General features: G+C 48.2%; 7 protein-coding genes. 2 read left to right on the plus strand and 5 right to left on the minus strand.

Going from position 1 to position 7,866, the window contains the following annotated elements; translation table 11 throughout:
* From Q0198_RS06810 to Q0198_RS06830, 5 genes are all read right to left on the minus strand, one after another.
* Positions 1 to 987, minus strand: a 987-nt coding sequence (locus Q0198_RS06810) for a hypothetical protein (protein WP_297896370.1), incomplete at its 3' end; no start/stop codon positions are given.
* The gene (gene purQ, locus Q0198_RS06815) at positions 981 to 1,646 is read right to left on the minus strand and encodes a phosphoribosylformylglycinamidine synthase I (RefSeq protein ID WP_297896372.1); all 666 of its coding nucleotides are present in this window, start codon (positions 1,644 to 1,646) and stop codon (positions 981 to 983) included. The genes Q0198_RS06810 and purQ, both read right to left, overlap by 7 nt.
* Entirely contained in the window at positions 1,643 to 1,879 is a 237-nt protein-coding gene (gene purS, locus Q0198_RS06820; RefSeq protein ID WP_297896373.1) for a phosphoribosylformylglycinamidine synthase subunit PurS, read from the minus strand. The genes purQ and purS overlap by 4 nt, the downstream gene beginning before the upstream one ends.
* 3 nt (positions 1,880 to 1,882) lie before the next feature.
* Positions 1,883 to 2,602 carry a phosphoribosylaminoimidazolesuccinocarboxamide synthase gene (gene purC, locus Q0198_RS06825; RefSeq protein ID WP_297896375.1) on the minus strand — a complete coding sequence of 240 codons (720 nt, stop codon included), beginning with the start codon at positions 2,600 to 2,602 and terminating at the stop codon, positions 1,883 to 1,885.
* A 10-nt stretch (positions 2,603 to 2,612) separates the two neighbouring features.
* Positions 2,613 to 3,911 carry a S41 family peptidase gene (locus Q0198_RS06830; protein WP_297896385.1) on the minus strand — a complete coding sequence of 433 codons (1,299 nt, stop codon included), beginning with the start codon at positions 3,909 to 3,911 and terminating at the stop codon, positions 2,613 to 2,615.
* 216 nt (positions 3,912 to 4,127) lie between these two features.
* On the opposite strand from Q0198_RS06830, the gene Q0198_RS06835 reads away from it, so the two are divergent.
* Complete coding sequence (locus Q0198_RS06835) at positions 4,128 to 6,737, plus strand: AAA family ATPase (RefSeq protein WP_297896377.1); 2,610 nt, start codon at positions 4,128 to 4,130, stop codon at positions 6,735 to 6,737.
* Between the two features lie 238 nt (positions 6,738 to 6,975).
* Positions 6,976 to 7,866: hypothetical protein (locus tag Q0198_RS06840; protein WP_297896379.1), on the plus strand; the 891-nt coding region annotated here is incomplete at its 3' end.

The raw sequence follows: 7,866 nt of genomic DNA on the forward strand, positions 1-7,866 counted from the left end.
CTGCTTGTAGGCTTCGAATTTACTCTCTTTCGGATTTAGTCCGATCTGTGTGCTAAGATCTTCGGCGCGTGGGTTGAGCTCAAGCCCGAAATTTTCAAATTTTTTCGTCTGGAGATTGAAGTAGCTGAAGTCTAAATTTGTGATATTTTTATCCACGACGGCGAAATAATATCCGCTCTGACTTGCGTATGCGCCGCGTACGGAGTCCACACCCTGCTTAATAATGGCTGGATTATCGATACTAAAAGCGCTGATTGCGCCGTTTCGGATACCAAGATCGAGCGTGAGTAAATTCGATGCGTCGTCAAATTTTGTAGTTTTGTAGTTTTTAAGTTTCAGCTCGTCGGCTACGATATGCGAAAAATTAGGCTTCGTATCAAGCTTCATAAATTCCGGATTATCAGGTTTGATAGAGCTTTTTTCAAAGAATTCTCCATTGCGCTGCAAGGTCAAAACGAGCTCATTTATCTTATCGCTCTTATCGCTTGCTGCAAACCACAGCGTCGTCTCAAACATCTCGTCGCCCTCAATCCACGTAAGATTGTCGGCATTAAGCCACTTCATGCCATTGGTGCGGCTGATCTCTAGCTTTGGCTTAACGGTGATTTTCTGCCCCAAATACACGGCGAAATCAATCTTAAAAATTTGATTGCAATACACCTTCCTAGGTATCCCGCTGGCTTTTAGCGTAAGCTCCTTGGGCTTAATGTCCTGATAGACCTTATCGTCGGATACATCAAGATCGACTTCGTTAGTAGGCGCCAAAGCCTTAAGATCATCGATGCTTAGATTATCCATCGACATAACCTCTTTTTTATTATACTTCAGCATCACCTTGGAATTATCGCGCGTCTGCGGCTCGTCGGGCTTATCCTCAGCTTTTTTCGGCGCATATTTACTTAGATCATCAAGCGAATCGATCTCAATCTCCGGCGCAGCAAACGCAAGCGTGCAGACACCTAAAATAGCAAGAATTCTTTTTAGCAAATTAAGCCTTTTAGCATTTTCTCTCCGTCCGTGCCGCCCAAAATAGGCTCTATCGCGCGCTCAGGATGCGGCATCAGGCCGAAAATCTTTTTGTTTTTATCGCAAATCCCGGCAATTGCGTCCACTGAGCCGTTCGGATTTAGATCCGCGCCGTTTTCGTCGCAATATTTTAGCAGCACGCAATCCTCGTCGTATAGCGACTTTAACGTATCCGCAGGCGCATAATAGTTTCCCTCGCCATGCGCGATCGGGATATTTAAAATTTCGCCCTTGTCGCAACAGTGCAGAAATTTATTGTCGTTTGAAACGACGCGCAAATTGTGAAATTTTGAGATAAAGCTTAAATTTATATTTTTATTCATCGCGCCTGCGAGCAAGCCTAGCTCCAAAAGCATCTGAAAGCCGTTGCAGATGCCCAAAATATAGCCGCCGCGCGCAGCATGAGCGAGAACCGCCTTCATCACCGGGCTAAATTTGGCAATAGCAGCCGTCCGCAGATAATCTCCGTGGCTAAAGCCGCCGGGAAGCACGATCAGATCGGCATTTATGTCGATTTCTTTATGCCAGATTATCTGCGTTTCGCAACCAAGCTTATCAAAGGCGTATTTGCTGTCGCGCTCGCAGTTGGTGCCTGGGAAATTGACGATCGCTACCTTCATATCACGATCTCGTAGTCTTCGATGATGGTGTTTGCCAAAATTTCATCGCACATTCTAGCGACGTCGGCGTAAATTTTATCCCTATCCTCGCCATCTAGCTCAAGTACGATCTGTTTGGCTACGCGCACATCTCGCACGCCGCTAAATCCAAGCGCAGCAAGGGCGTGCAAAACCGCCTTGCCCTGCGGATCGAGCACGCCCTGCTTAAGCCTTACGTTTACGACCACCTTCATCGCTTATCCTAAAATTCTACGCAAGACCTCTTCGTAGGCCACTTTTACGCTACCGAGATCCTGTCTAAATACGTCCTTATCGAGCTTTTTGTCGGTCTGTTTATCCCAAAAGCGGCAGCTATCGGGGCTGATCTCGTCTGCAAGTAGAATATTGCCGTCCTTATCCCTGCCAAGCTCGATTTTGAAATCCACGAGCTTCAAATTTCGCTCGTCGAAAAATTTAATCAAGATTTCATTGATCTTGCGTGCGATCTTTTTGAGCTCGTCAAGCTCGCTTTGGCTCTTTACGGCGCCAAGCAGCAAGCAATGCTCGTCGTTTAGGATCGGATCGCCCAGCTCGTCGTCTTTGTAGCAAAACTCTACCAGAGCAAACGGAAGCTTCGTGCCCTCTTTGATGCCTAGGCGCTTTGTAAGCGAGCCGGTGGCAATATTGCGAGCGATGATCTCAAGAGGGAAAATCTTGCATTTTTTTACGAGCTGCTCGGTCGGACTGATCGTCTCAACAAGCGCGGTGGCGATGCCGTGCTTTTTAAGCAGATCAAAAATCAGCGTCGAAATTTTGCAATTCAGCGCGCCTTTGCCGCTCTCTTCGGCTTTTTTGACGCCGTTAAACGCCGTCAGCGAATCTTTAAATTCCGAGATTAAAAGGTCGTCACTTTCGTTAACCGACCACATCTTTTTGCCCTTGCCTTCGTAGATAAGCTCTTTTTTGGTAGCTTGCATCACACTCTCCTTACTTGATGTTTAGAATTTTTATCGCGTCTATTGCGGTTTTTAACTGGATATCATTATTAATCTGCTCTGCTGTTATGAAATTTTTCTCATCCTTTTTCTGCTCGTCTTTTTTCTCTTTTTTATCGGTCTCAACCTTAGCAAGCTCGCTTTTTAGGTGCTTTTTAAGATCAGCTTCTTTTAACGAGAATTCATCCTCGTCACGGCTCGGCACCTTACCCGGCGCCACTATGAGATCAGGCGTCACGCCCACCGCTTGGATAGTGCGGCCGCTTGATAGATAGTAACGCGCTATGGTTAGTCGCAAGGCTTCTTTATCCTCGATCGGGAGGATCACCTGCACGCTTCCCTTGCCAAAAGTTTTTTCACCGACCAACACAGCGCGCTTTAGATCCTGAAGCGAGCCGCTTACGATCTCGCTTGCGCTTGCGCTGCCGCCATTAACCAAAACCACGAGCGGCAGATCGGTGATCTTCTTTTTAGGATCGGCGTTATGCGCTTCAGTTTCGTTTTTCGCGCGCCCTTTTTGAGAGACAATAAGACCTTTGCCGACGAATAAATTCACAAGTCCGATCGCTTGATCCAAAAGCCCGCCCGGGTTGTTTCGCAGATCCAAAATAATACCCTTGGCGTCTCTGTGCTCTTTTATAAATTTGCTCGCGTCTGAAACTACGTACTGATCGAAATTCGTAACGCGCAGATATAAAATTTTATCATCCTCGATCATCTTGGCATAAACCGATTCCACTTTGATTATGTCGCGTATGATCTCGACGTCGAAAGGCTTGCTAACGCCTTTGCGTACAATCGTTAGAGTGATTTTGGTTTTCGGCTTGCCGCGCATCTTCGAGACCGCATCGTCGATCGTAATGCCGAAGGTCGCATTGCCGTCGATACGCAATATCACGTCGTTGGCCTGAATGCCTTTCTTGTCGGCAGGAGTGCCCTCGATAGGCGAGATGACGGTTAGAGCGCCGTCTTTCATACCCACTTGAATTCCAAGCCCACCGAACTCGCCCTCGGTCTGGACTTTCGTGTCGTTAAACGCCTTTTCGTCCATATAGCTTGAGTGCGCGTCGAGGTTATTCATAAGCCCCGAGATCGTCTTATCCACAAGCTCCGAAAAGCTCATCTCATCGACATAGTTATTCTCGACGATCGCAAGCGTCTTGGTAAGCTTAGCTAGCGCCTCCAGACGCGTTTTTTCGCTGTCTGGCTTCTTGGTCGCATTGATCTCTCTGGCTTGTAAATTTCCGGTAAAAAAACTGACGCCTAAAAATAGAGAAAATATGAATCCCAAGCCGAAGAAGAGGTGTTTTTGTCGCAAAGTTTATCCTTGAAAGTAAAATGGAGTGAATTTTATAGAAAATTGGCTAAAAATAAGGTAAATTTCATACGAAATTTACGCGTTTACGGATAAATTTAAGTCGAAAATTTTAAAATCTCACTAAAAAACCTTGACATAAAGACACTAAAGTTATATAATGCAACCAACTTCAACTTTAGGAGAAAATTTATGAACGAAACTATTGAAATTTTAACCGATAAAATGCGCTCTTTGCTCGAAAGCAGCGTTTCTTTGGCGATCCATTCCAAAAATAGCGAAGTGGGCGTATTGCACATGCTCTGGGCTTTGGTAGCCGACAGCGGCTCTGTGCTAAATCAAATTTTTAATAAATTTAGCATCGAAAAGACCGCGGTCGAACTTGAGATCAAAAGCGAAATTTCAAATTTGCCTACGAGCTCAAACGTCACGAAGGAAAACGTGCGAATCTCGCGCGAGCTGATGAACTCACTAGAGCTCGCAAAAGGACTGATGACAAGCTCGGGCGATAAATTTATCGCCGTAGATACCTGGCTGATCGCAAATTTAAACGCCGATCCGCTAAAGAAAATTCTATCTAAATTTGCAGATCTTAGCGAGATCAAAAAGGAGCTAGAGGCGCTTCGCGGCGGTAAAAGCATCGATTCGCAAACCGCCGACGAGACGCTTGAAGCGCTTAGTAAATTCGGCGTCGATCTCACCGCCAAGGCAATCGCGGGCGAGCTTGATCCGGTAATCGGTCGCGACGAGGTTATTTCGCGAATGATGCAAATTTTAATCCGCAAGACGAAAAACAACCCCATCCTACTCGGCGAGCCGGGCGTTGGAAAAACCGCGGTCGTCGAGGGTCTTGCACAACTGATCGCCAAAAAAGAGGTACCGCTCAGCCTGCAAAACAAACGCGTCATCGCGCTTGATATGAGTGCGCTGATCGCGGGCGCAAAGTACCGCGGCGAGTTTGAAGATAGACTCAAAGCCGTCATAAACGAGGTCGTAAAAGCCGCAAACGTCGTGCTTTTCATCGATGAAATTCACACCATCGTAGGCGCGGGCGCAAGCGAAGGCTCGATGGATGCCGCAAACATCCTAAAGCCCGCCCTTGCGCGCGGCGAGCTGCACGCGATCGGCGCTACGACGCTGAAAGAGTATAGAAAGTATTTTGAAAAAGACGCCGCGCTTCAGCGCCGCTTCCAGCCCGTAACGGTCGCGGAGCCTAGCGTGAGCGAGGCTACGGCGATCCTGCGCGGCATAAAGGAGCGGCTAGAGGTGCATCACAACGTCACCATCACCGATAGCGCGCTTGTGGCGGCTGCAAGGCTAAGCGACCGCTACATCAGCGATAGATTTCTGCCGGATAAGGCGATCGATCTCATTGACGAAGCGGCGGCAGAGCTTAAAATGCAGATCGAAAGCGAGCCCAACGAGCTTGCCAAGGCCAAGCGCGACATCCTCACGCTTCAGGTCGAAAAGGAAGCCCTTAAGATGGAGGATGACGGCAAAAATGACGAGCGGCTCGCGCAAATCGACAAAGAGATCGAAAATTTAACCGAGCAGAAAAACGCGCTTCAGGCTAAATTTGAAAACGAAAAGTCCGTATTTGGCGGCATCAGCGAGGAGAAAAAGGCAATCGACAGCCTCAAAAACGAAGCTAGCCTAGCAAGACGCAACGGCGATCTTAGCAAGGCTGCCGAGATCGAATACGGCAAGATCCCCGCCGCGCAGGCAAAGGTTAAGGAGCTTGAGGCGAAGTGGGATACGATGAAAGAAAACGGCGTACTTTTGCGAAACCGCGTGGACGAGGAGAGCGTGGCTGAAATTTTAAGTAAATGGACGGGCATCTCAGTAAGCAAAATGCTCTCCTCCGAAAAGGAGAAATTCCTCCACATCGAGGAGCATTTAAAAGAAAGTGTCGTGGGGCAGGACGAGGCGCTGCACGCCATCGCTCGCGCCGTCAAGCGCAACAAAGCCGGTCTCGTGAACGAAAACCGCCCGATCGGAAGCTTTTTGTTTTTAGGCCCTACCGGCGTCGGCAAGACCGAGAGCGCAAAGAGTTTAGCGAGGTTTTTATTCGACGATGAGCGGGCGATGATCCGATTTGATATGAGCGAGTATATGGAAAAACACAGCGTCAGCCGCCTGCTCGGCGCGCCTCCGGGATACGTGGGCTATGATGAGGGCGGACAGCTTACCGAAGCGGTGCGCAGAAAGCCCTACTCCGTGCTGCTTTTTGACGAGATCGAAAAGGCGCACAAGGACGTTTTTAACATCCTGCTTGGAATTTTAGACGACGGACGCGCGACCGATAACAAGGGCGTTACGGTTGATTTTAAAAACACAATCATCATCCTAACGAGCAATATCGGCTCGGCTAAGATTATGGAGCTTGACGCCAAAAATGCGGATAAGCCGCGCGAGATCGCGCTTGCCGAGCGAGAGGAGGCGGTAAAGAGCGAGCTGAAGAATTATTTCAAGCCCGAATTTATCAACCGCCTGGACGATATCGTGATCTTCAACGCCCTAAGCGAGGACGATCTTATAAAAATCGTGGGCATTATGTTTAAGAGCCTACAAAAAACGCTAGCAAATCGCGGCATTAACGCAAGCCTAAGCGAAAATGCCAAAAAGCTCATCGCCTCGGCGGGCTTTGATATCGAATACGGCGCAAGGCCGCTGCGCAGGGCGCTTTACGATCTAGTGGAGGATAAGATCGCCGATATGATCCTAAGCGACGAGATCAAAACGGGCGATCGGATCGAAATCGGCGCGCATGACGACGAGATCGAGATAAAGAGAGTGAAGTAAAATCGGGCGGAATTTATCCTGCAGGGTAAATTCCGCGCTTCGACAGAGTAAATTTGGCGAGGTAAATCTCACGCCTTAGCTAAGTAGATTTGGTGGGTAATCTATCCCTTGGGAATTGAAACTTGGTATTTTGCGCCATGATAGGATCGGCGCATAGTAGAATTCCATCCCGTTGGGAATTGAAACGCTCGACTTGCACCGTGTTATCGCCCGTGTTGAATTGTAGAATTCCATCCCGTTGGGAATTGAAACCTCTACCGCTAGCTCAAATATGAGCCTAGAAAAGGCTCTCGCGCTGTTTCGCAATATCTCATACGCAGCCCAAAGCTCGGGCGCGGATGTAAGCTCGCTAAAAGCGACGCTAGATAGCGTGGGCGCAGGCATAATTCAAACAAATACGGACTTCGGGCGATTTTTGAAGTCCTTGGGGTTGCAGACCGAAAGCCTAAAAAGTGCGATAGAAAACGGCTCGTTTTTCGATGTGATGAACGAAAAGCTTAAAATTTTCGGCGAACAAGCCTCCTTTAGCGCTCCGAAATTTGAAGCCCTAGTAAGCTCGTACAAGGCAGCTATGGCGGAGCTGCAAGGAGAGGCTACGAGGCCGCTATTTGAGGGGCTTAAAAACTCGTTTGCAGAAATAAATGAGTATCTCTCAAACGATACGACGCTTAAGCAGGCTTTGGCGAATTTTGGCGAGGGCATAAATGAGATCGCAAGCGGTATTTTCAACAAAGATACCTTCGAGGCTGCCGCTAATGCTGCGGCGCTGCTTGCAAACTCTATAGGCTCGCTCATTAAAGTAGCCTCCGCTTTAAGCGATATAGCTATGCCCGACTGGCTCGCTGGAGAAAAGGACACGGGAGTTTTCTCTACCGCGGCAAAGGGGCTCGGGGAACTCGCCGAGGCTTTCAATAACATATTTTATATCCCCGCAAATCTTAAATTTGACCTGCCTTCCTATATGCTTAAAGCGACGCAAAATACCAATGATTTTCGCTCAAGCTTAGCAAATTTAGGCGTAGAGCTTCAAAAGACGGGCAATGTATGGAACCTAGGCAAAAATGAAAATTTAAGCACGGAAGCCGCCGCAAAAGGGATAGCCGCCGCAGATGAAGCGCTTAGAGGGCTT

The organism is uncultured Campylobacter sp. (assembly GCF_938045205.1).
GTDB lineage: Bacteria > Campylobacterota > Campylobacteria > Campylobacterales > Campylobacteraceae > Campylobacter_B.

Coding starts and splice junctions, on each gene's coding strand:
- purQ (WP_297896372.1), bottom strand. CDS start 1,646: ATGAAGGTAGCGATCGTCAATTTCCCAGGCACCAACTGCGAGCGCGAC.
- purS (WP_297896373.1), bottom strand. CDS start 1,879: ATGAAGGTGGTCGTAAACGTAAGGCTTAAGCAGGGCGTGCTCGATCCG.
- purC (WP_297896375.1), bottom strand. CDS start 2,602: ATGCAAGCTACCAAAAAAGAGCTTATCTACGAAGGCAAGGGCAAAAAG.
- Q0198_RS06835 (WP_297896377.1), top strand. CDS start 4,128: ATGAACGAAACTATTGAAATTTTAACCGATAAAATGCGCTCTTTGCTC.